A 22,065-nucleotide genomic window follows, 5' to 3' on the forward strand; every position below is an offset into this window, starting at 1 on the left:
GCGGATGTGGCTGCAACTGCCGCCGTGTCCGGCGCATTGGCGGCCGATCCGCCGGAGGCCGCGGTGGCGGCGGGTTGCTCCGAGATGGCGCCTTCGACCGGTGGCAAGCCACTGTCATCGGCGTTTTGCGGCGTGGCGATCTCGGGAGCCGGGGGGTGCTCGGCCGCGACAGGGGCAGGCTTTTCCGCCGGAAGGGCGGTGGGCGGCGCGACGACCTCGCCGGCAATGGCCTGAGCGGCGTCGAGCAAGGCGCGGTCGCCCTCCGACAGCCGGCTGCGATCGATCTTGCCGAGCTTGGCACGAATGTCCTCGATTGTGCCCGAGGTGACGGTGGAAAGGCTGGCATAGAGCAGGGCGCGTGGATCGTCCTGATTGGTGTTGCCGTCACGGCCCTGCTCGGCCCGCGCCGAAGCGAAGGCCGAAAGGTCGTTCAGGCCGTCTATCGCGGCACGGCGGGCGATGCGCAGATAGATCACCTTCTCGCGCTCGGGATCCATCATCGAGGTGATGTCGCCCAGCTTGTCCTGGCTGATCGACATGTGCAGCGCGATGACGCCGGAGACAAAGGAGTCCGCGAACTGGCTGGCATAGGGCGAATAGAGGTAGCGCTCGACATACTGGGTGGAAGCAAGGGCGAAACGTGCCGCGTCGCCTTGCGCGACTGCAAGGCCGACCGAACGGCGAAGTGCCGCTTCCTCGACCAGCGTGCCGGGGCTGAGCAATCTTGCCTCGTCGAGCAGACCGAGTGCGGTCGCCGGTTGATCGCCGGCAAGCAGCGAGCCTTTGACCAAAGCGAGGAAGGCGCCGAGATCCGGAGGCAGCGCCATGGGATCGATCGGCCTCAAGGCTTCGATAGCCTTGCCGGGCCTGCCGTTGAGGTACTCAATCACGCCTTTTGCGATGGCAAGGCTTTGCGGGTCCGCCGTAGCGCGCGACGTGGCCGCTTCGACGGTCACCGGGTTGCCGCCGCTCATGCCGTAGACAAGCAGGGCCCGAAAATTCTTGGGATCCTTGTAGTCCTCGGCATTCGCCGCGCGCAGGCGCGCATCCGTCATCTCGAGCAGCTTGGCCTGCATCGGCAGGGCGGCATGATCGCCGGCGGCTATGCGGTCCTGGATGAGCTGCAGCGAGCGCACCAGCTGATACGGCTGCAGGGCCTCCTGGGCGAAACCAGTGGACGGGTGTCCGCCGGCCAGCAGCAACAGGCCAATCAACCGGCGGGTGACGGCCGCTCGCTTCATCCGCCGGTCGCCATCAGGATCTCGATGCGGCGGTTCGCGGCCGCCAATGGATCGGCTGCTATTTTCGGCTGGCGGTCCGCGAAACCGGCGACCTCGGTGATGCGGCGTTCGTCGACGCCGCCGCGCACGAGCATGTAGTACGCGGAATGCGCGCGCGCCGTCGACAGCCGCCAATTGTCGTAGCTGTCGCTGCGGAACGGCCGGGCATCGGTGTGGCCGTTGATGCTGATGGTGCCCTTCTGGCTGTTGACGATGCGGCCGATCTTCTCCATTGCCAGCACCAGTTCGCGTCTCGGCAACGCCGAGCCGACCTCGAACATGCCGAAGTCGAGCTGATCGGTGATCGAGATGACGACGCCCTTGTCGGTGGCTTCGACCGAGACGCCGTCGTGCAGCTTGTCGCCAGGCTTGAAAGCATCGGCCAACTGCCGCTTGACGTCGGCCGCTGCCTTCACGGCAGCAGCGGTTGGCGGCTTCTCCCCGATGTCGGGCTGGACGGCCTTTTGCGCCTCAGGCTTAGCCTTCGCTACCGCGGCCTTGGTGCCGTCCGGTTTGGTCTCGCCGGCCAATGCCGTGGCAGGGTTCGCGGCCTGTTTACTGGTCGCGTCCTTTGCCAGTGGCTCGAGCGGTGCCGCGACAGGCGGCACGGCTTTGACTTTGAGCACCTGCGTTTCGGCGGTCTTGTCGCCGGGCTTGGCCGGATCGCCCTCGATCTTGGTGCGCTGGGCGCTGGCCTCGGCGCCGGGCGCGGCGACCTGCTGCGACCAGAAATCCGGCTCGAAAGGATCGCGGTAGGAGGCGCCACCGGAGGCGCCGGTAGCCGGGCCGGCAGCCTGCACGCCGCCATCGCCTTTCTGGCTGACATTCTGCATGACGCCGGTATCTGTGGCGATTTCCGAAAGCACCGCGTAGGGGTCGGCGAAGAGATGGTCGTCGGAGTGTTCCGCCTGCTGTGGCTCCTGCTTGTCCTGCTTGCGCTCCGACGCGCCCGCGCCGGCATTGCCGTTCTGTCCGGCTTTGCTGGTCGCCTCTTGCGGATCGTCGGCCGTCAGTCCCATGGCGCGCGGGCCGTCGCCGAGATCCTCCAGGCCCTTGCGGCTCGAATTGCGGTCGACCAGCTTGACCGGGTTGAAGTAGCTGGCCACGGCTGCCTTGGTCTGCTCGTTGGCGGCGTTGATCAGCCACATGACCAGGAAGAAGCACATCATGGCCGTCATGAAGTCGGCGAAGGCGATCTTCCAGACGCCGCCATGGTGGGCCTCGTCATGGTCGTCATGACTGCGCCGCACGATGATGATCTCGTGGCGGCCCTGATCGGCGTTGGCGACGCTCATGCCAGGACCTCCGAGAGGGTCGTCGACCATTCGGCCATGCGCGTTTCGAACACCGCCTCGTCGATAGCCACGGTCAGGTCGAAGCCTGGGGCCTCGACAAAATCGAGATTGGCGGCGCGGGGTCCGAGCGATGCCTTCAGTGTTTCGAACATCGAGAGCGGGCCGCGCACGACGATGCGCACAGCCTCGGCGTCGCCAACCGCTTCGCGGACGGCGTCTGCCAACGCATCGATCGAACGTTTCTGCAGATCGTCGCTGACGATGCCGCCGATGATGCGGGCGACCGTGCCGGCGACAAGTCCGGTCACGCGCGCCTCCATCGCATCAATGTGCAACGAGACCGCCTTGCCGACATCGTCGCCAAGGCTTTCGAGAAATATCCTTGTTTCCTCAGCACTGGCCTGGCGTTCGGCTTCGAGCGCGGCGTCATGCGCAGCCGCCAGGCGGCCCTCCAGCGCTGCCTCCGCCTGGGCAACCGCCTCGGCGATCAGCGTGCCGATATCGGCTTGCGGCGCCGGCGTCTCGGGCTTGTGTTCGGGATCGACTGCTGCCCGGGGCTGGCCGGCACGCTGCGCGCGCGTGCCGAAATCAGGCAGAAGGTCGAAGAGGGCTACGGAAGGCATGGTTTACACCGCCACTTCCTGGGAAGCCCATTTGCGCAGGATCTGCGCGGTGCGCTCCTCGTTGAGGTCGACCATCCTGGCAAGCCGGTCCTGCGGCGCCGGCCGGATCTTCTGGCGAAGATCGTCGAGCGGAGTGGGGCCTGGGCGTGTGCCTGGCAAGGCGCCAACCGCGGCATTGTCGGTGGCCGCCATTGCCTCCGGCGTCGGCAGCGAGCGCTGGACGTCGTCGAAGCTGGGACCTGCCAGGGCTGGAGCAGCCTTTGCCGTCAGCGCCGCGGCCATCGGCCTCAGGCCGAAGAAGGCCACCAGGAACACCACGACGATGAAGGCACCTGCATTGATCATCGTGCCGGCATGCTGGCCGATCGAATCGAGCATTCCCGCCTGCGGGATCGCCTCGCCATCCAGGCCATCGATGAACTCGACCGCCGAGACGTCGATGATGTCGCCGCGCTTTTCATCCAGGCCGGTGGCGGATGTAACCATCTTCTGGATCTCGGCGACGCGCTTGGCGATCTGCTCCGGTGTGGCGTCCTTGCCGAGGATGGTCGTCAGCCGCTGCTGGTTGACGACCACGGCAATCGACATCTTGGTGACGGTGTAGCCGTTGGAGACGGTGGCGATCTTCTTGGAATTGATCTCGTAGTTGGTGATCTCTTCCCTGCGGTCGTTCTGCGAGGAGGATTGCGGGCCATCGGTGGCGGTTGCCTGGGTCTCGGGCAGGTTCTGCTCGACGCTGGCCGGAGTGGAAGCCTGCTTCTGGTTGTTGTTCTCGTTGGCGCGCACCGACTGCACCGAGCGCTCGACGCGGGAATTCGGATCGAAGATGGTCTCTTCCGTCTGGCGGGTGTCGGTGTTGACCTCGGCCTTGACGCTGGCGCGGAAATTGTCGGGGCCGAGATAGGCCGTCAGCGCACGGCGGATGTTGTCTCCGATCTGCGCCTCGACGGTCTGCTCGACGCCGAGCGTGCGGGCGGCGCTGGTGTTGGAAGGGTCGTCGCCCGCAGCCAGCAGATTGCCGCTGGAATCGAGCACCGTCACCTTGTCGGCCGACAGGCCGGGGACGGCGGCGGCGACGAGATGGCGGATCGACATGGCGCTCTTTTCGGCGTCGATGCCGGCGTAGCGGATGACCACGGAGGCGGAAGGCTGCTGCTCGTCACGGCGGAAATTGGCGCGTTCGGACATGACGATGTGGACCCGCGCCGCCTTGATGCCCGATATCGACTGGATGGTGCGGGCGATCTCACCTTCCAGCGCGCGCACGCGGGTGATCTGCTGCATGAACGAGGTGAGGCCGAGCGAGCCGACATTGTCGAACAATTCGTAGCCGGCATTGGCGCTGGTCGGCAGGCCCTTTTCGGCAAGCAGCATGCGCGCCTGGGCGGTGGTGCCGGCCGGCACCAGAACCGAGGTTCCGTCGGCGCCGACATCGAAGCCGATGCCGGCTTCGCCGAGCACCAGGCCGATCTGGTTCACGTCGGCGCGGTCGAGTCCGACATAGAGCGTGTCGTAGGCGGGGCGGTTGAGATAGACCGAGGCGATGCCGATGACGCCCATCACCAGAACGGCGATGCCCGCCAGCATGGCGAGGCGCTTCACGCCAAACCCGCGGAGATTCGAGATGATGCTCTGGATCTGTTCCGGCACGGTTCAACGACTCCCAGCATGATTGTCCGCCGGAACTCTAGTCTTCGAAGCTTGTGCGAAAATGAAATCGGGCCGCGCTTGCGGCGCGGCCCGTCAATCGGAGTGCGAAAAGGAGGCGCCGGTGGCGCCCGCGATTAGTTCTTGAACAGCGACAGGATCGACTGCGAGGAGCTGTTGGCAATCGACAGTGCCTGGATGCCGAGCTGCTGCTGCACCTGCAGGGCCTGGAGGCGGGTCGATTCCTTGTTCATGTCGGCGTCGACGAGCTGGCCGACGCCGCGGTCGATGGAGTCCATCAGGCTCTGTGTGAAGGTCTTCTGCAGGTCGATCGAGCTCTTGGCCGAACCGATGATGGTGGCGGAATCAGTCAACTGGGCCATGACCTTGTCCATCATGGTGACCATCTGGGTGATGATGCCGTCGGTCACCCCTGGGGCCGTGATGTCGAGGTTGTAGGCGGAAATATTGTCGACCTTGGTGACCGCTCCCGCCGCCGTCTGGCCGGCAGTGTTCGCGGCGATATCCGTTCCTCCGCCCGCGATCACGCCAGCATAGGCGTTGTCATACAGGGTCTGGGCGGCGCCCGTGGAATAGATGGAGGTCTGGCGATCGAGGACGCCCTGGTTCTTGACTTCGGCGGCAAGGCCGTAGTCGAAAAGCTTGGTGCCCTCGACATTGATGTTGATCGTTCCGATCGAGACAGCGCCGGATGAAGAGCGATTGAATGAGGACACGATCTGCGAGTCGGGCTGGACGCCATCATTGGCGGACGTGACCTGCTTGGAGGTCACCGCGAGGAAATTCGAGCCGGAGAAGGTGGCCGCATCGGCAAAGGACTTCATCTGCGTTTGAAGCGCCTTGATCTCGGTCTGGGTCTTCGCCTTGGCGGCATCCGTCTGGCCGACCATGGACAACACCTTGGTCTTGATCTGGCCGATCGTCGTCAGCACGTTGGTGATGCCGGTGTAGGCGGCATCGACTTTCGAGGCGCCGAGGCCGAGTGCATCCTGCACCGTCGACAGGGCCGAATTGTCCGAGCGCATGGTGGTGGCGATCGACCAATAGGCGGCGTTGTCCGAAGCCTGCGAGACCCGATAGCCGGTCGATATGCGGGCCTGTGTCTGTTCGAGCGACTTGTTGGTGGCGCTGAGGCTTTGAAGTGCGGTTAACGCCGAGGCGTTGGTCATGATGCTCGCCAAGAAAGTCGCTCCTTCTCAAAAGCCGACATGCTCAGACATGCCGGATGGGCCTGTTCAACGATTGGCATCGTGCCGGTCGGACCGATTCGCCAACTGTCGTAAGCTATTGGTTAACCATAACTAGCGCGGCATGGTTAACAGCCTGTTAAAAGCTGGCTTTTGAGAGTTAAGGATCGAGGATTGTGCGGGGCTGGAGCAAACGCAAATAGGGCCGCGCTTTTGGCGCGGCCCGAATTTCTAGTGCGAACTGTGGTTGAGCGGAGGCGATCAGCCGCGGAAGAGCGACAGGATCGACTGCGAGGAACCGTTGGCGATCGACAGCGCCTGCACGCCGAGCTGCTGCTGGACCTGCAGGGCCTGCAGACGGGTCGATTCCTTGTTCATGTCGGCATCGACGAGCTGGCCGACGCCGCGGTCGATGGAGTCCATCAGGTCCGAGGTGAAGGTCTTCTGCAGGTCGATACTGCTCTTGGCGGCGCCGAGCGTGGTGGCCGAGTTGGTCATATCGGCGAGCGCGGAGTCGATGACGGTCAGCATCTGCTTGATCTGCGAATCGCTGGCAGCCGTGCCACCCGAGAAGATGGAAAGCGAGGCGGCCGAATAGGTGTCGGTGGCCAGTGCAGCCGCCCCTAGAGCTGTCTGCGTGCCGGAGACCGCTGCGGCCACACTGCCGTCGCTGCCGAGGCGGTACGTGTCAAGGATGCCCTTCGCGAGGCCCGAGGTGGTACCAGCTTCATAGAGCTTGATGCTTTCCACCTTGACGTCGATGGTCGAGATCGAAGATGCGCCGGCCGCGTCACGGTTGAAGGCCGAAAGGATCTTCACATCGGCAGCCGTCGTGGCTGTTGAGCCGCTGTCTACGGACAGCATGTTGGTGCCGGAGAAGGTGGCGCCGTCGGCGTAGGACTTCATCTGCGCCTGAAGAGCGGTGATTTCGGTCTGGGTCTTTTCCTTCGAGGCGTCCGTCTGGCCGTAGGAAGCCAGCAGCTTTGCCTTGATCTGGTTGATGGTGGAGATCGCGCTGTTCATGCCGGTATAGGCGGTGTCGACCTTCGAGGCGCCGAGGCCGAGAGCGTCCGAAACGGTGGACATTGCCTGGTTGTCGGAGCGCATCGTGGTGGCGATCGACCAGTAAGCGGCGTTGTCCGAGGCCTGCGAGACGCGATAACCGGTCGAGATGCGGGCCTGGGTGTCCTGGAGGGATTTGCTGGTGGCGTTAAGGCTCTGCAGAGCCGTCAACGCGGCGGAGTTCGTCATGATGCTGGACATGGTACTCGTACCTTGGTTTTTACAGGTGTTTTTTTGACATACCGGGCCTCCCGGTATGACGGTGCGGCATCATGCCAATGATCTCTGAAATCGATCACCCGCCATCTGCGAGCGAATATGCGGGCAAGTCCCTACCAAAGGGCTAAACCGGACGGTTAATCGAAAATATATTGCTGGAATTTCGAGCCGGCGCGGCAGTGTCAGTTGAAGGAGCGCACCAGGCTGCCGACAAGCAGGTTCCAGCCGTCGATCAGGACGAAGAACAGGATCTTGAACGGCAGCGACACCACCGTGGGCGGCAGCATCATCATGCCCATCGCCATCGTGATGGTGGCGACGATCAGGTCGATGACCAGGAACGGCAGCACGATCAGGAAGCCGATTTCGAAGCCGCGCCGGATCTCCGAGATCATGAAGGCGGGCACCAGGATGCGCAGGTCGACGGTGTCGCGCGAAACGGTCTGGCCGCGCTCGCGGGCGAGATCGGCGAAGAGGTCGAAATCCTTGTCACGCACATTGTGCAGCATGAAGGTGCGGAACGGATCGGAAATCTTGTCGAAGGCTTCGGTCTGGGTGATCTGGTTGTCCATCAGCGGCTTGACGCCGGTGTTCCAGGCCTGATCGAAGGTCGGCGCCATGACATAGAAGGTCATGAACAGCGACAGCGAAATCAGGATGAGGTTTGCCGGTGTCGACTGCAGGCCGATGCCGGCGCGCAGGATCGAGAAGGCGATGACGAAGCGGGTGAAGCTGGTCACCATGATCAGCAGGCCCGGCGCGACCGACAGAACAGTCAGCAGGCCGAACATCTGGATGATGTAGCCGACGGTGGTGCCGTCAGCCTTGCCGATGCCGCCGAGATCGAGCTGCTGAGCCGCCGCGATGGAGGTGGCGGCGGCGATCATGGCGGTGGCGAGAAGGAACTTTCTCATTCGAGCAGCAATGTCCTGATGAGTACCTGTTTGGCGTGACCCTGGCTGCGGATCGCGGCGCGTTCTTCGAGGTCGGCCTTCAGGTGCTGGTAGCCGCTGGCTCCCTCGATCTGATGCATCTTCAACGTGCGCACCAGGGCCAGGAGATCTTGGTGGATGTCATCCGACATTGCCTGTGGCTGCGGCGCGTCATAGACGACGGACACCTCCATCCTGATCCAGGTGCCGGCAGGCGAGGCGATGTTGGTGGTGATCGGCGCCAGCACGACAAGCATCGGGCCCAGGCCTGGTTGCTCGGCTGCGGCGGGCTGCATGATCTTACCTTCGTTCTCAGGCGCGACCGGTACCGAGGCCGGTGCGCCGACGCCCTTGAGATAACCGCCGGACATCCAGCCCACGCCAATGGCGGCCGCCGTCACAAGCAGCAGCATGCCGGCCTGAATGACAGGGGAGGGACCCTTGCGCGGCTGAACCTGTTCAATATTTGCCACGGCGCCCTGCCCCGATCCTAGAACGGAAGAACCTGGTCGAGGATCTGCTGGCCGTAGGCAGGTTGCTGGACCTCGGTGATGCGACCGCGTCCGCCGTAGGAGATGCGGGCCTCGGCGATGCGTTCGTAGGGGATGGTGTTTTCGGCGCCGATATCGGCCGGCCGCACGATGCCGGCGAGCGTCAGCACCCTGAGCTCGGCATTGACGCGCACTTCCTGCGATCCGGTGATCATCAGATTGCCGTTGGGCAGCACATCGGTGACGATCGCCGCGACATTGAGTTCAAGCGTTTCCGAGCGCTTGATCTCGCCGTCAGCCGTCGTGTCGGTGGTGGAGCTGAGAGCCCCGGCGCCCTTGCCGGCGGTGCTCCACTTGTCCCACTGCGCGCTGAGGTCATAACCGAGCTTGCGATTGGCGGTGCGGCTCCTGTCGTTCTGGTTCTTGAAGTTGGCGCGATCGTTGATCTTGATCTTGACCGTCAGGATGTCGCCCTGGGACAACGCCCGCGGGTCGGTGAACAGCCGGCTCTGGCGGTCGTCCCACAACGAGAATTTCTTGACCGGCACTGGCGGCGTTTGCGGATATCGATAGAGCGAGCCGGTGCTGCCGCCATCGATGCCGGAGCCGACCGGGGACAGGGCCGGCTCTCTGCCGACCTCCTTGAGGTTGGTTCCGCAACCGGACAGCATGGTAACCGCGCACAGGACAAGCATCTTCCGGATCATGACGGATCTACCCTTCGGGCTGCGCTGGCCATAATGCCGGTGAGCGTTGCCGCCGCCTTCTGGTCCATTTCGTTGAGGATGACGCTCGCCTTGCGTGAATCGAGCTTCATCAATATAGCCGCAGCCAGGTCGGCGTTGACGATGGCCAGCCGCTCGGCGGCGGCGTCGGGTTTCATACCGGCGTAGATCTGGACGACGCCGTCCTCGGCCCGGGCCAGGAAAACCTCGCGCCGCTTCAGCCAGGTCTCGTATTCAGCTTTCTTTGCATCAAGAGCTTTCATGCGCTCGTCAATGCCAGCCTGGAGCTGCTTCAGTTCCTGCGCCTGCAGGACATAGCGGCGGTCGCGGGCGGCGTCGGCGATGTTTGAGCAGAAGCGCTCGATCTCGCTTTGGTCCGGCGCCTTTTCCCGTGTCAGTTGCTGCGGCGCCGCCGCCACCTGTGCTCCCGGCAGGACCTGGCGGAACGTCTCCTCGCCGCGCGCGGTGCCGCCGGCAAAGGGCAGAGCCGCGAGAAAAGCGGTCGCAAGCAGGATCGCGGCTTTGCGGTGTCTGTCGTGGCGTGGGAAGGAGCGCTTCATCGGCATCGCCTATTGCAGAACCAGGTCGGCCTGCAGGGCCCCGGCCGACTTGATGCCCTGCAGAATGGCGATGATGCCGTCCGGCTTGACGCCGAGGCGGTTGAGGCCGGAAACGAGGGTCTGGAGATCGGGTCCGTCAAGCACGGCAACGCGGGCGTCGGGCCGGCTGGCGTCGATGGCGGTGAACGGTTCGATCGCGGTCTCGCCCTTGGAGAAGGGTTCGGGCTGCACGACGCGCGGCGCTTCGGTGATGCGCACGGTGAGCGTGCCGTGGCTGATGGCGACCCGTGAGATCTTGACGTCATTGCCGATGACGATGGTGCCGGTGCGCTCGTCGATCACGACACGGGCCGGCGTGTCGGATTCGACCACCAAATTCTCGATTTCGGCATAGAAGCGCGCCGCCGAGACACCCTTCGGCCTTCTGATCTGGACGGTGCGCGAATCGCGCTCGGCCGCCACCCGCATGCCGAAGCGCTGGCCGGTGTAGTCGTTGATGGCATCCGCGATGCGGATAGCGGTCGAGAAATCGGGATTGCGCAGCTGCAGCGTCAGGATCGCCTGATCGTCGAATTCGGCTTGGACAGCACGCTCGACGATGGCGCCGTTGGGCACGCGGCCGGCGGTCGGCACGCCTTGCGTCAGCTGCTCGGCCTGTCCTTGCGCGGTAAAGCCGGACACGATGACCGAGCCCTGGCCGACGGCATAGATTTCGCCGTCCGCCGCCTTCAGCGGCGTCATGATCAGCGTGCCGCCGGAAAGCGAGGTCGCGTCGCCCATCGAGGAGACGTCGATGTCGATGCGGGCGCCCGACTGCACGTAGGGCGGCATGTTGGCGGTGACGATGACGGCGGCGACATTCTTGGCGCGCGCGCTGCCGCCTTCGGTGGCGATGCCGAGGTTTTCGAGCATCGCGCGGATCGACTGTTCGGTGAATGGCGAGTTGCGCAGGCTGTCGCCCGATCCGGCAAGGCCGATGACCAGGCCGTAGCCGACGAGCTGATTGTCGCGCGAACTCTGCAGCTGGGCGATGTCCTTGATACGCGAGGCGACCTGGCCCGGCGGCAGCGAACTCGGCCCGGTCGAAACCCGGAACATGCGGCTTGTGGTGGCCGGATCATATTCGGGATCGTTGTAGACGCCGCCATTCTTGGCGGCGAGCTCGCGCTTGGCCTTCGGCGTCAGGCCGTCGGCCAGCGCCGGCTGCAGGCCAAGCACGGCTGCCAGGATCAAGGTAAGCCCGCGCATCATGAAGCGCTGACCTGGATGGTTCCATCCGCCATCACCGTGCCGGACAGGATTTTGCCGCTGTCGATGTTGCGAACCTTGACGAGGTCGCCCGCGGCTCCTGGTTGCAGCGTTACGGCGGTCGCCGAGATCGTCAGGCCGCCGGCGATGAAGAAGATCTGCACGGAGGCACCCTGTTCGACCAGCCAGGCCTCGCGGATGGCGGCGGAGGGAATGTAGCGGCCGGGCAGCAGGGTGCGCTTGGCGACCTTGCCATCCAGTTCCTCGGCCCGTGTGGCGACCGCCTCCGGCTTGTGCTTGCCGACGGTAAGGGTGACCTGTTTCAGGGCAGCCAGGTTGATGGTCTCGCCGGGATAGATAACCCGGCTCGGAATAAGCACCACCTCGCCGCCAGCTTGATTGCTGGCGATCCGGGTGGCCGACTGGTTGGCCGATTCCTGGGCAAAAGCCGGCATCGTGCCGGTCACCAGCGCAAGGACGAGCGCGGTGCGGCGGAATGCAGACAGGAGGCCGGGCGTCGACATCATGCGTTACCTGATGTTCTTGGAGACCACGGAGGCCATGTCGTCGGCGGCCTGGATGACCTTGGAGTTCATCTCATAGGCGCGCTGCGCCGAGATCAGCTCGGTGATTTCCTTGACCGGGTCGACGTTGGAGGCTTCGAGATAGCCCTGCTGGATGGTGGCAAAACCGGGATCGCCAGGCACGCCGACGTTCGCCGGCCCCGAAGCCGTGGTTTCCTGGAACAGATTGTCGCCGAGCGGCGCCAGGCCGGCCTCGTTGGCGAAATTGGCGATCTGAAGCTGACCGAGGTTCTGCAGGTCGGTCTGCCCGTCGATGCGGGCGAAGACCTGGCCGGTCTTGTTGACGATGACCTCGACGGCATCAACGGGAACATTGATTGCCGGAATGACCGCAGCGCCGTCGACCGTCACCAGCTGGCCGGTGGCGTTGGTGTTGAGAGCGCCGGCGCGGCTGTACAGCGTGCCGCCGTCGGCACCCTCGATCTGGAACCAGCCCCTGCCGGTCAGCGCCAGGTCGAAACTGTTGCCGGTGCTGGTCAGTTCGCCCTGGGTGTGCACGTTGCGCACCGCCGTCGTCTTGACGCCGAGGCCGATCGAGACGCCCTCCGGCACCAGCGAGGCGTTGGAGCGGTTGGGCACGCCTTGCGTGCGGTCGACCTGATAGAGCAGGTCGGAGAATTCGGCACGGGCGCGCTTGTAGCCGGTGGTGTTGATGTTGGCGATGTTGTTGGCGATGACTTCCAGATTTGTCTGCTGGGCATTCATGCCGGTGGCGGCGATGGCGAGTGCTTTCATGTCGGAATTCCTCAGATGCCCATTCGACTGACTTCGAGATAGGCGGAGACCACCTTGTCGCGTATGGCGACGGCGGTCTGAAGCGCCTGCTGCGCGCTCATCACGGCGTCGACCACCTGGCGGGTGTCGGCATCGCCCTTGAGCGCCTGCATCGATACCTGCTCGGCATTCTGCATCGTGTCGACGGTCTTGGAGGCTGCCTGGCTCAGCGCCTCGGCAAAGGAGGTGCCGACATTGCCACCGGCCGACGGTGTCGCGCCGCCCTGGAGCAGGCTTGTGGCGGCGTCATCGCCGCCGATCGACGGCTTGAACTGAAGGGCTCCGATACCGCTGATCATTACTGGTTCCTCATCAGGTCGATGGTCATGGAAATCAAGTCGCGGGCCTGCTTGACCACCTGAAGGTTGGCCTCGTAGGAGCGATTGGCCTCGGTCATGTCGGCCATTTCGATCAGCACGTTGACGTTGGGCATCTTGACGTAGCCCTTCTCGTCGGCGGCCTCGTTGCCGGGCTGGAACTCGACTGGAAAGTCACTGGGATCTCGATCGATCGAGTTCACTGCAACCGTTGAACTGCCGGAGGCCCGGTCGAGCTCGGAGACGAAGCTGATGGTCTTGCGGCGATAAGGGTCGGAGCCGGGCGCGGTGCCCGTCGACTGAGCGTTGGCGAGGTTCTCGGAAACCACGCGCAGGCGTTCCGACTGGGCGCCGAGGCCGGATGCTGCGACTTTGAGGGCTGCGGTCAGTGCGTCCATGGTCAGCTCTTCACCGCCATCATCATCATCGAATGGAACGCCTTGACGATCGCCGTGTTGAGCTCGAAGGACCGGCGCACCTCGCCGGCCTTCAGCAGTTGGTCTTCCAGCACGACCGAGTTCTTGGACGGCATGACAACGCCGTCATCTTCCTGCGGCTTGATGGTGAAGCCGGCATTGGTCGCTGCATTGCCGAGATGGCCGGCCTGGGTGGCCTGCAGCGATACGGTGGCGCGGTCGAGCACCTTTTCGAATGGCTCGACGTCGTTTGCCGTATAGCCTGGCGTGTTGGCATTGGCGATGTTGCCGGCCACGGCCGACTGGCGCACGGCCAGCCATTGCGCTTGCTTGGCGGCGAGGTCGAAAAGGGAAACGGGCTCCATGGGAATCTCCGAGCAGGTACCCAGAGACTAGGCCGCCAGTCTTGCGCGGGCCTTGCGGATGGCCGGAAGCCGGAGATCGTTTATCGGGACAGTTCGATCACCTGGTCGGCACTGGTGACCATGACCCATTTGCCGTTGCGCTGCTCGATGGAGGATACCTTGCTGGAATCCGGCAGTATCGAGCCGCGCTGGACCATCCAGAGGCCAGCGTCGTCCTGGATCATGGCGCGGCCGTTGGCGACATGAACCATGCGGAATTTCGCCGCGTCGGCCGGAAACGGTTGCTCGTCGGATGCGGCTGCGGGATCGGCATCATCCCGCACCGTCCCCGTGGCAAGAAGATCGAGATTGGCCGCGGGAACGTCCTTTGCCGTCAGCGGCGCGCTGCGTTCGGCGACCACGCCGCCGCCCGCTCGCCCGGAATTAGAGCCTGTGCCGCCGAACTTCATCGCCTGGACGCCAAACTGGTCCTGGTTGAAGAAGATATACCAGGGGAACAGGGCGCAGATCAGGCCGAGCGCGATGCCGAGCGCGGCAATGACGAAATCGCTGCGTCGGTCGGACTTCTTCTCCAGTCGGGGAAACGGCGCCTTTGGCGGCTGCGGCCATTCGGTGCGCGGGAACAGGCCGTCGATCAGCGATTCCCGGCTGGCCTGCGTCATCTCGGCAGCCACCGCCTGGGGAGCCCGGGACAGAGCGGGTTCGACGGGCCTGGCCAGATCAGGATCGGCTTTGCCAGCCCGTGGCAGGATTGGCTTGACGGCTCTGGCCAGAACGGCCTCGGCTTTGGCCGCGATGGCACGGGCGGCCTTTGCTTTGGCAGTTCTCGCCGTGTCAGCCTCTGCCTGCTGCGCGGCATTGGCCTCGGCGATCATGTCGCGCAGGATGCGCTCGGTGTATTCGCGTTCAGTCTCCGGCATCGGCGTTCAGCTTGCTCTTGAGGTGGCGGGCGAGATCGGAGAACGGGTCGGCTGAGGGGCGATCCTTCGGCCCTTGCGTCAGCGCTTCATAGATCAGCGGCACCTGGCGCACGGCGATGTCGAGTTCGGCATCGACGCCGCCCTGATAGGCCCCGAGCAAGCGGATATCGCGTGTGTCCTCGAAGCGCGAGATCATCGACTTCAGCCTTGTCACCAGCGCGCGCTGTTCGACGCTCCAGGCCTTTCCGGCCAACCGCGATATGGACGACAGCGGGTTGACGGGGGGATAGCGACCCTGTTCGGCGATCGTGCGGTCGAGCACGACATGGCCGTCGAGGATGCCGCGCACGGAATCGGCGACCGGGTCGTTGTGATCGTCGCCGTCGACCAGTACGGAAATGATGGCGGTGATCGATCCCTTGCCTTCCGTACCCGGCCCGGCGCGTTCGAGCAGCTTGGGCAATTCGGTGAACACCGAGGCCGGATAACCGCGGGCGACCGGCGGCTCGCCGGTTCCCGTCGCCACCTCACGCAAGGCGTGAGCGAAGCGGGTGATCGAATCCAGCACCAGCAAAACGCGATGCCCCTGGTCGCGAAAATGCTCGGCGACGCGCATGGCGGTGTCCGGCGCACGCCGGCGCATCATGGCGCTTTCGTCGCTGGTGGCGACGACGGCGATGGTCTTGGCCATGCTGTCGCCGATCGTGTCCTCGAGGAATTCACGGACTTCGGCCGCGTTCGCCGATGAGCGCCACCACGACGGTATCGAATGCGTCGGCTCCGGCGAGCATGGCGAGCAGCGTCGACTTGCCGACGCCGGAGCCGGCAAAGATGCCGAGGCGCTGGCCGAAGCAGAGCGGCGTGAAGATATCGATGACCTTGACGCCGGTCATGAAGGCAGTGCCGACGCGTTGCCGCGCCATGGCGCCCGGCGTCGTCTGGGCGCCGCGCGATGTGTCGTCTCCCCGGGCGAGCGGCGGGCCGCCATCGATCGCCCTGGTGAGTGCGTCGATGGTGCGGCCGCGCCATGAGGCATGCGGTGCCACCACAAGCGGACCGCGGCGGAACACGGCATCACCGATGCCGGAATCGGCGCTGCGTTCGAAGGGTGCCACGACGGCCTCGTCGCGGCCGATCTTGACGATCTCGCCGCGGCGCGCACCGGCATGGCCGGGCTGCTCGACGATGTCACCCAGCCTGGCGAAGCTGGAAAGGCCGTGCACCTTGTAGTGCGTGGGCGTGACTTCGATGACGCGGCCGCCGCGCTTGAGCAGTGCCTCGGCGTCGGCGAAACGCCGCCAGACCCGTTCCAGGGCGGCAAGCCGGTCTTCCGGTGCCGGCTGGAGTTGTCTTTCGAGTGCCCGCAGGGATGGCTGGTCGAGCGACATGGACTATTTCGAGCCGAGCGTCTTGATCGCCTCGTCGGTGGACGAGTCGGTCTGGCGCATCAGGGCGGCCGTGTTCTCGAAGGCGCGCTGGACCATGATCAACCTGGTGATCTCCAGCACCGGATTGACATTGGACTCTTCGAGAAAACCTTGGGCAACGCCGATATCGGAGCGATCGGTGACAGGCTCCGGGGTGCGTGCCGGAACAATGCCGGAATTGCCATAGCGGACGAAGTTCGCGCCTGGATCGAAATTGTAGAGGCCGATCGATCCGACAAGCTGATCGTTCTGGCGCAACGAACCATCGGCCCCGGCCTTGGGCGGACCGTTGCGGGGGTCAAGCTGGATCGGCGAGCCGCCGGCATCGAGCACCGGGTGGCCTTCGATCGACATCAGCTCGCCGTTCTCGTTCATCGAAAAACGGCCGTCGCGGGTCATGACGGTGCCGACCGGCGTCTCTATAGCGAACCAGGCATCGCCCTGGATGGCGAAATCGAAGGGATTTCCGGTCTCGCTCAAGGCACCGTGGGCGCCGGAAAGGTAGGTCTTGCCCGGGGAGGCGAATGACACCGATTTCTGCCCGGTGCCAGAGACGACGTCCTCGAACTTCACGCCGGTGGCGCGAAAGCCGATCGTGGAGGCGTTGGCGACGTTGTCGGCGATGGTGTCGAGGCGCCGCTCGAGCGCGATCTGCGATGAAAGAGCGACGTACAGGCTGTCCCGCATGATGGTCTCAGAACCTCAGTTTCTGCATGGCCATCATCAGGTCGGTGGAGATGCCGACGGTGAGTGGCTGGGCAAACAGCACGCTGACCGAGGTGACGGCCGATGAAGTCGGGTTGTTGATCTCGTACATGCTGGTGAAGCGCGTCAGGAACTTGCCGAGTTTCTCGGGGTCGGAGAAATCCGAGATGTCGAGTTTCTGCTCGAACAGCTGCGCCTGCTTGTCGACATCGGCGGTGGCGAAGGAATCGGGCAGGCCGAGCACGGTGCGCACGACACTGGCAAGCGCAGTGTCGGCCAGCACGTCATACCAACTGGTGATGGTTGGGGCCTTGCGATCGAAATAAAGCGCCAGCCGCACGCCCTGGTTGGTCTGGCCGGCATCCTCTTCGAGGGTCTGGCGCATGTATTTGTCGACGGTCGGCTGCTGCGCCGGATTGATGGTGGTGGCCGCTTCGCCGTATTGTTCGAAGTTGAAGGCGGCGGCCAGCCCGGCATAGGCCTTGTTGGTCATCTTGTTGGCGACGCTGTCGGCGTCGCGAATGCCACCGGCAAGAACGTTGCGGATGAGGTCCTTGCTTTCCGTCGCCGGGTCCAGTCCGTAGGCCGAGAGCACGTAGTTGTACAATCGGCTGTTGGCCATCAGGTCGTCGACGGATTTCACGTTCGTGACGTTGGCAAGATAGTACGCGGTCTCCGACTTGATGTAGTCCGCATTCGGCGCGATCAGGCCAAGCGCCGACTCCGTCGTATAGATTTTCGGCGTGTCTTTCTGCACTTCGTCGCGCGACGTTGTCTGATCGCCATATTGGGCAAAGTTGAAGGCCGTGACGAAGTTGGCGTACCGTTTATCCGTCAGCTTGTTTGCTGGGCTTTCGGGGTCGCTGACGCCGCCCTCGAGCATTGTGCGGATCTGCTGCGGCGTTTCGGTTGACGCATCAAGTCCGTAGGAAGCCATGGCGAAGGTGAGCAGGCGCTTGTCCGCCATGAGGTTGTCGATCGACGTCACCTTGGAAATGTTTGCCGCGTAATAGTCGGCCTCGCCCTTGATATATTGCGCGCTTGGCTCGACCAATGTCAGTCCGGCTCCGGCCATGTATCCTTTCGGCACCGCCTGCTGGACATCGTCGCGCATGGTCGTCTGATCGCCATACTGGGCGAAGTCGAAGGCTGCGACGAATTTGGCGTAGCTCTTGTCGGGCAGTTTGTTGGCAGGACTGTCGGGATCGCTGACGCCACCTTCGAGCATCGCCTTGACGGTTGCGGCAGGTTCGGTTGCGGCGTCGAGTCCGAAAGCGGCCATCGCATATGTCAGCAGGCGGCTGTCGCCCATCAGGTCGTCGACCGATTTAACCTTGGCGATGTTGGTGACGTAGTAGGCGGTTTCGCTCTGGTAGTAAGGGAGCCCCTTCTGCGAGGCGCCGATCTGGACTTGCAGCGCATAGTTGCTGGTCACCAGTTGCTGCGCCTTGTTGTAGACAGTCGTACTGGTGCCGTTGGCGGCGAAATTGAAGGCCCTGACGAATTCGGCGTAACGCTTGTCGGTCAGCTTGTTGGCGAAGCTGTTGGGATCGGAGACGCCTTCTTTGAGTGCCTTGACCATGAAGGCCTTGGCGTAAGCCATGTCCTCGAGCCCGTAGGCCTTCATGGCATATTTGAACAAACGGTCATTCTTGACGAAATCGTCGATCGATTTCACCTTGGTGATGTTGTCCAGATAATACTTGGTGTCGCGATCAACCACGGGCTGCTGCTCGATCCTGTCGATCGACTTTGAAATGTCCCTGGTGATGAGCTGGTAGCTGGTAAAGGTATTAAGCAAAGAGGTGCCTCCGGCCGAAGCTATGTCCGGACAATACCCCTACTTCCTTGCGCGAAACTGAATCGTCTCCGACGCCTTCGATTCAAGCCTCACACAAGGCACGGGGGCTATCCCTAGCTCCTGATGTGAAATGCGGAAGGACCTGTCGTGGGCATTCTGATTGGACTGGTGGTAACGCTCGGCTGCGTCCTTGGCGGCTTCATGGCCATGGGCGGCCATCTTCACGTGCTGATCCAGCCCTGGGAGGCAGTGATCATCTGTGGTGCGGCTTTTGGCACCTTCCTCGTCGCCAATCCGATGAAGACGGTCAAGGATACCGGCAAGGGCATTCTCGAAGCTTTCAAGCAGGCGGTGCCGAAGGAACAGGACTATCTCGAAACGCTCGGCGTGCTGCACTCGCTGATGCGCGAGCTGCGCTCGAAATCCCGCAGCGAGGTCGAGGCGCATATCGACAATCCGGAAGAGTCGGCGATTTTCCAGGCGTTCCCAACCGTGCTGCATAACCACGACCTGACGCATTTCATCTGCGACTACTGCCGCATCATCATCATCGGCAATGCCCGCTCGCACGAGATCGAGGCGCTGATGGACGAAGAAATCCAGACCATCAGGTCCGACAAGATGAAGGCCTATCACGCGATGGTGGCGGTGGGCGATGGCCTGCCGGCGCTCGGCATCGTCGCCGCCGTGCTCGGCGTGGTCAAGGCGATGGGCGCGCTCGACCAGTCGCCGGAAATTCTCGGCGGTTTGATTGGTGCCGCACTTGTCGGAACGTTCCTCGGCATCTTCCTGTCCTATTCGGTGGTCGGACCGGTCGCCACCAAGATCAAGACAGTGCGCGAGAAGAAGAACCGCCTCTATATCATCGTCAAGCAGACGCTGTTGGCCTACATGAACGGCGCGCTGCCGCAGGTGGCGATCGAGTTCGGCCGCAAGACCATCTCGTCCTATGAACGGCCGACGATCGACGCGGTCGAGCAGAGCACGATGAATACCGGCACCGTCGAAAAGAAGGCCGCCTGAACGATGCGCGACAGATCGGTCCCGGCACTGTCATGACCAGCCTGGGCAGTCCAGCGGAAGCGCGCTCGCTGATCATCGAGCGTCTGGTCGGCGACAGCGGCGAGGCCGCGCAGGTCATCGACGCAGGCCGCGCCATGGCCGAACGCGCCGTGCCGCTGCTGCAGAAAACCCTGACCAGCGAGTTTGGCGTTCCGGTCGTCGTCGATCTCAAAGCGATCGAGGTCAGCCGCGTTCCCGAGGCGCGTTCGCGTGCCGGCGACACGTTTGCGATGACCGTGATCGGCTCGTCGGCGTCCTCCGATGCGATGACCCTGGTGATCGATGCTCCGGCGATCGCCATCATGGTCTGCACGCTGTTCGGCGGCGACCCGGATCTGCCGGCATCGCCGATCGAACGCGATCTGTCGCAAATCGAAATCGATGTTTCGACCATGGTGTTCCAGCAGGTCGCACAGGCCCTCAACGGATCGGGAAAGCGTTCGCTCGACCTGCGCCTGCCCGCGCCGCGGGCAATGTCGGGCACCGAGGCGAAGCGGTACGTGCTGCGCGATGGCGCGGCAATCCGCATCGTGCTTGGCATCTCGACGCCGGCCGACAGTGGCACCGTGACGGTGACGATGCCGCAGCGCGTCGTGCTGGCCAGCCGCGACGGAGCCGTGCCTGTCAGCGACGACGATCACGGCCCCAGCTGGCGCGCCCGCTTCTCGGAAGAGGTGATGCGCTCCACCGTGGCGCTCGAGGCCACGATGCCGCTGGCGCGGCTGACGCTCGGCGACCTCGCCGGTTTCGAAATCGGCGATGTCATCGAATTCGAGGAAACGGCCCAGTCCCAGGCGCGTCTCAGCGCACGGGGCAAGACGCTGTTCGTATGCGAGTTCGGCAAACTGGGACAGAATTACACCGTCCGGATCAGGCAACCTTACGATGCCGGGCAGGACTTTATCGACGGGCTGATGCCGGCTGCCGCCGGACGCGCCTGAGCATTTGGAGACGATCATGGCCAAAACCAAGGCGGAAGCCGACCTCGACCAGCCGGACGAGCAACTCGACCGTGCCATCGAAGAATTGCGCGGGGTCCTGCATGAAGAGGAGCAACGCCCCGATGCGGCGTTCAGGGCGGCCTCGTCGGCCAATTCGAGCGTGATCATGAACATCCCCGTCGATGTCCAGATCATCCTCGGCAGCACCGAGATGCCGGTCTCCGATCTGATGGCGCTGCAAAAAGGGTCGACCGTGGCGCTCAATCGCCGCATCGGCGAACCTGTCGACGTCGTGGTCAACGGCCGAAAGATCGCGCGCGGCGAGATCACCGTGCTGGAAAGCGATCCTTCGCGCTTCGGCATCAGGCTGACCGAAATCATCGCCGGCACGAAGGGCGCCTAGACATGGTTTGCGGGGCTTGCCGGTGGCAGCGGAGGCGAGTGGCATGACGACGCCGGTGACCTTGACCCGCGCGCAGAAGGCGGCCGCCATACTTGTGGCGATGGGCAAGCCGTCGGCCAGCCGCCTGCTGAAATTCTTCAAGCAGGAAGAACTGAAGGCCCTGATCGAGGGCGCCCGGCTGCTGCGGACGATTCCACAAAGCGATCTTGAGCGCATTGTCGCTGAGTTCGAGGCCGAATTCACCGAAGGGGCGGGATTGCTCGATTCCGCCGACAGGATGGACACCATCCTCAACGAATCGCTCTCGCCCGAAGAGATGAGCGCGATCATGGGCGACAGGAAATTCGAGGTCGCACCGGAAGGCCCGCCGCCGATCTGGCCCGAGCTCGAAAAGCTCGAACCGGCGCGGCTTGGCGCCTTCCTGGCCGGTGAGCATCCGCAGACAGCGGCCATGGTGTTGTCGAAGCTGGCGCCGCAGGTGGCGGCGAGCGTGCTGCTGACACTGACCAAGCCGATGCGTGGAGAAATCATCAAGCGCATGGTGACGATGGCCAATGTTCCCGACGCTGCCGCCAGGATCGTCGAAAACCGGCTGCGCACCAGTGTGCTGGCCGAAACCTCGACCAAGGATACCTCGGCCGGACAGGCGCGTGTCGCCAGCGTCCTCAACGAACTCGACAAGCCGCTGCTCGAGGAGGTGATGCAGGATCTGGAAGCCGCCGGCACGCCTGATCTCGACGGCGTGCGAGCCCGGCTGTTTGCTTTCGACGATCTGCCGCTGCTCACCCAGAAAGCGCGGGTGCTGCTGTTCGACGGGCTATCGACGGAGCTGGTCACGCTGGCCTTGCGTGGCACGTCGGCCGCCCTTGCAGAATCGGTGCTGTCGGCCATCGGCGCCCGCTCGCGGCGCATGATCGAAGCCGAGCTCGGGCAGGGCTCGGACGGGATCCCCCTCGCCGATATCATGGCGGCCCGCAAGACGATCGTTACGACGACGATCCGGCTGTCGCGCGAAGGCGCCTTCGAACTCCCCTCGACCCAAGACGCCGCCTAGGACCGC

The 22,065-nt window shown here is 63.9% G+C and carries 23 protein-coding genes and 1 pseudogene; 4 read left to right on the forward strand and 20 right to left on the reverse strand.

Features of this window, described 5'->3' with window-relative positions; all coding sequences use genetic code 11:
* The 20 genes and pseudogenes from EN932_RS02705 to EN932_RS02800 form a co-directional block, all read right to left on the reverse strand.
* Nucleotides 1-1,241, reverse strand: a 1,241-nt coding sequence (locus EN932_RS02705) for a chemotaxis protein MotC (RefSeq protein WP_128368712.1), incomplete at its 3' end; no start/stop codon positions are given.
* Entirely contained in the window at nucleotides 1,238-2,575 is a 1,338-nt protein-coding gene (locus EN932_RS02710; RefSeq protein ID WP_127385034.1) for a MotB family protein, read from the reverse strand. The genes EN932_RS02705 and EN932_RS02710, both read right to left, overlap by 4 nt.
* On the reverse strand, nucleotides 2,572-3,198 hold the full coding sequence (locus tag EN932_RS02715; protein WP_127385033.1) for a hypothetical protein: 627 nt from the start codon (nucleotides 3,196-3,198) through the stop codon (nucleotides 2,572-2,574). Before EN932_RS02715 ends, EN932_RS02710 begins: the two co-directional genes overlap by 4 nt.
* 3 nt (nucleotides 3,199-3,201) lie before the next feature.
* Entirely contained in the window at nucleotides 3,202-4,848 is a 1,647-nt protein-coding gene (gene fliF, locus EN932_RS02720) for a flagellar basal-body MS-ring/collar protein FliF (RefSeq protein WP_013529786.1), read from the reverse strand.
* A gap of 134 nt (nucleotides 4,849-4,982) precedes the next feature.
* Nucleotides 4,983-6,047 (reverse strand): flagellin, encoded by a 1,065-nt coding sequence (locus tag EN932_RS02725; RefSeq protein WP_024502691.1) that lies wholly within the window; start codon nucleotides 6,045-6,047, stop codon nucleotides 4,983-4,985.
* 267 nt (nucleotides 6,048-6,314) lie between these two features.
* Nucleotides 6,315-7,316, reverse strand: a complete 1,002-nt coding sequence (locus EN932_RS02730) for a flagellin (RefSeq protein ID WP_013529788.1) — start codon at nucleotides 7,314-7,316, stop codon at nucleotides 6,315-6,317.
* 200 nt (nucleotides 7,317-7,516) lie between these two features.
* Nucleotides 7,517-8,248 (reverse strand): flagellar type III secretion system pore protein FliP, encoded by a 732-nt coding sequence (gene fliP / locus EN932_RS02735; protein WP_013529789.1) that lies wholly within the window; start codon nucleotides 8,246-8,248, stop codon nucleotides 7,517-7,519.
* Nucleotides 8,245-8,739: a flagellar basal body-associated FliL family protein gene (locus EN932_RS02740; RefSeq protein WP_013529790.1), complete on the reverse strand. Its 495-nt coding sequence runs from the start codon at nucleotides 8,737-8,739 to the stop codon at nucleotides 8,245-8,247. Before EN932_RS02740 ends, fliP begins: the two co-directional genes overlap by 4 nt.
* A gap of 17 nt (nucleotides 8,740-8,756) precedes the next feature.
* Complete coding sequence (gene flgH / locus EN932_RS02745; RefSeq protein ID WP_127369921.1) at nucleotides 8,757-9,464, reverse strand: flagellar basal body L-ring protein FlgH; 708 nt, start codon at nucleotides 9,462-9,464, stop codon at nucleotides 8,757-8,759.
* Nucleotides 9,461-10,048, reverse strand: a complete 588-nt coding sequence (locus EN932_RS02750; protein ID WP_164753689.1) for a MotE family protein — start codon at nucleotides 10,046-10,048, stop codon at nucleotides 9,461-9,463. Before EN932_RS02750 ends, flgH begins: the two co-directional genes overlap by 4 nt.
* A gap of 3 nt (nucleotides 10,049-10,051) precedes the next feature.
* The gene (locus EN932_RS02755; RefSeq protein WP_013529793.1) at nucleotides 10,052-11,293 is read right to left on the reverse strand and encodes a flagellar basal body P-ring protein FlgI; all 1,242 of its coding nucleotides are present in this window, start codon (nucleotides 11,291-11,293) and stop codon (nucleotides 10,052-10,054) included.
* Nucleotides 11,290-11,817 (reverse strand): flagellar basal body P-ring formation chaperone FlgA, encoded by a 528-nt coding sequence (gene flgA / locus EN932_RS02760; RefSeq protein WP_127385032.1) that lies wholly within the window; start codon nucleotides 11,815-11,817, stop codon nucleotides 11,290-11,292. Before flgA ends, EN932_RS02755 begins: the two co-directional genes overlap by 4 nt.
* Before the next feature lie 3 nt (nucleotides 11,818-11,820).
* The gene (gene flgG, locus EN932_RS02765) at nucleotides 11,821-12,609 is read right to left on the reverse strand and encodes a flagellar basal-body rod protein FlgG (protein WP_013529795.1); all 789 of its coding nucleotides are present in this window, start codon (nucleotides 12,607-12,609) and stop codon (nucleotides 11,821-11,823) included.
* Nucleotides 12,610-12,620: 11 nt separating this feature from the next.
* Entirely contained in the window at nucleotides 12,621-12,947 is a 327-nt protein-coding gene (locus EN932_RS02770) for a flagellar hook-basal body complex protein FliE (protein WP_013529796.1), read from the reverse strand.
* Nucleotides 12,947-13,363 carry a flagellar basal body rod protein FlgC gene (gene flgC / locus EN932_RS02775; RefSeq protein ID WP_013529797.1) on the reverse strand — a complete coding sequence of 139 codons (417 nt, stop codon included), beginning with the start codon at nucleotides 13,361-13,363 and terminating at the stop codon, nucleotides 12,947-12,949. The genes EN932_RS02770 and flgC overlap by 1 nt, the downstream gene beginning before the upstream one ends.
* 2 nt (nucleotides 13,364-13,365) lie before the next feature.
* The gene (gene flgB / locus EN932_RS02780; RefSeq protein WP_127369911.1) at nucleotides 13,366-13,746 is read right to left on the reverse strand and encodes a flagellar basal body rod protein FlgB; all 381 of its coding nucleotides are present in this window, start codon (nucleotides 13,744-13,746) and stop codon (nucleotides 13,366-13,368) included.
* An 80-nt stretch (nucleotides 13,747-13,826) separates the two neighbouring features.
* On the reverse strand, nucleotides 13,827-14,666 hold the full coding sequence (locus tag EN932_RS02785; protein ID WP_063173011.1) for a hypothetical protein: 840 nt from the start codon (nucleotides 14,664-14,666) through the stop codon (nucleotides 13,827-13,829).
* Nucleotides 14,653-16,054 (reverse strand): annotated as a pseudogene (gene fliI, locus EN932_RS02790) (flagellar protein export ATPase FliI). The gene EN932_RS02785 and the pseudogene fliI overlap by 14 nt, the downstream one beginning before the upstream one ends.
* Before the next feature lie 3 nt (nucleotides 16,055-16,057).
* Nucleotides 16,058-16,780 (reverse strand): flagellar basal-body rod protein FlgF, encoded by a 723-nt coding sequence (gene flgF, locus EN932_RS02795; RefSeq protein ID WP_013529801.1) that lies wholly within the window; start codon nucleotides 16,778-16,780, stop codon nucleotides 16,058-16,060.
* A gap of 7 nt (nucleotides 16,781-16,787) precedes the next feature.
* Nucleotides 16,788-18,599, reverse strand: a complete 1,812-nt coding sequence (locus EN932_RS02800) for a DUF1217 domain-containing protein (RefSeq protein ID WP_013529802.1) — start codon at nucleotides 18,597-18,599, stop codon at nucleotides 16,788-16,790.
* Nucleotides 18,600-18,746: 147 nt separating this feature from the next.
* Between EN932_RS02800 and motA the strand changes: the two genes are divergently transcribed.
* From motA to EN932_RS02820, 4 genes are read left to right on the forward strand one after another with little or no spacing between them, the layout of a single operon-like run.
* On the forward strand, nucleotides 18,747-19,622 hold the full coding sequence (gene motA / locus EN932_RS02805) for a flagellar motor stator protein MotA (RefSeq protein ID WP_013529803.1): 876 nt from the start codon (nucleotides 18,747-18,749) through the stop codon (nucleotides 19,620-19,622).
* Between the two features lie 32 nt (nucleotides 19,623-19,654).
* The gene (locus EN932_RS02810) at nucleotides 19,655-20,602 is read left to right on the forward strand and encodes a FliM/FliN family flagellar motor switch protein (protein ID WP_013529804.1); all 948 of its coding nucleotides are present in this window, start codon (nucleotides 19,655-19,657) and stop codon (nucleotides 20,600-20,602) included.
* Between the two features lie 16 nt (nucleotides 20,603-20,618).
* On the forward strand, nucleotides 20,619-21,005 hold the full coding sequence (fliN, locus tag EN932_RS02815; RefSeq protein WP_023809994.1) for a flagellar motor switch protein FliN: 387 nt from the start codon (nucleotides 20,619-20,621) through the stop codon (nucleotides 21,003-21,005).
* Between the two features lie 43 nt (nucleotides 21,006-21,048).
* Entirely contained in the window at nucleotides 21,049-22,059 is a 1,011-nt protein-coding gene (locus tag EN932_RS02820) for a flagellar motor switch protein FliG (RefSeq protein WP_013529806.1), read from the forward strand.
* The last annotated feature ends 6 nt before the right edge of the window (nucleotides 22,060-22,065 follow it).

The sequence above is a fragment of the Mesorhizobium sp. M7A.F.Ca.US.002.01.1.1 genome (assembly GCF_004022955.1).
Lineage (GTDB): Bacteria > Pseudomonadota > Alphaproteobacteria > Rhizobiales > Rhizobiaceae > Mesorhizobium > Mesorhizobium ciceri.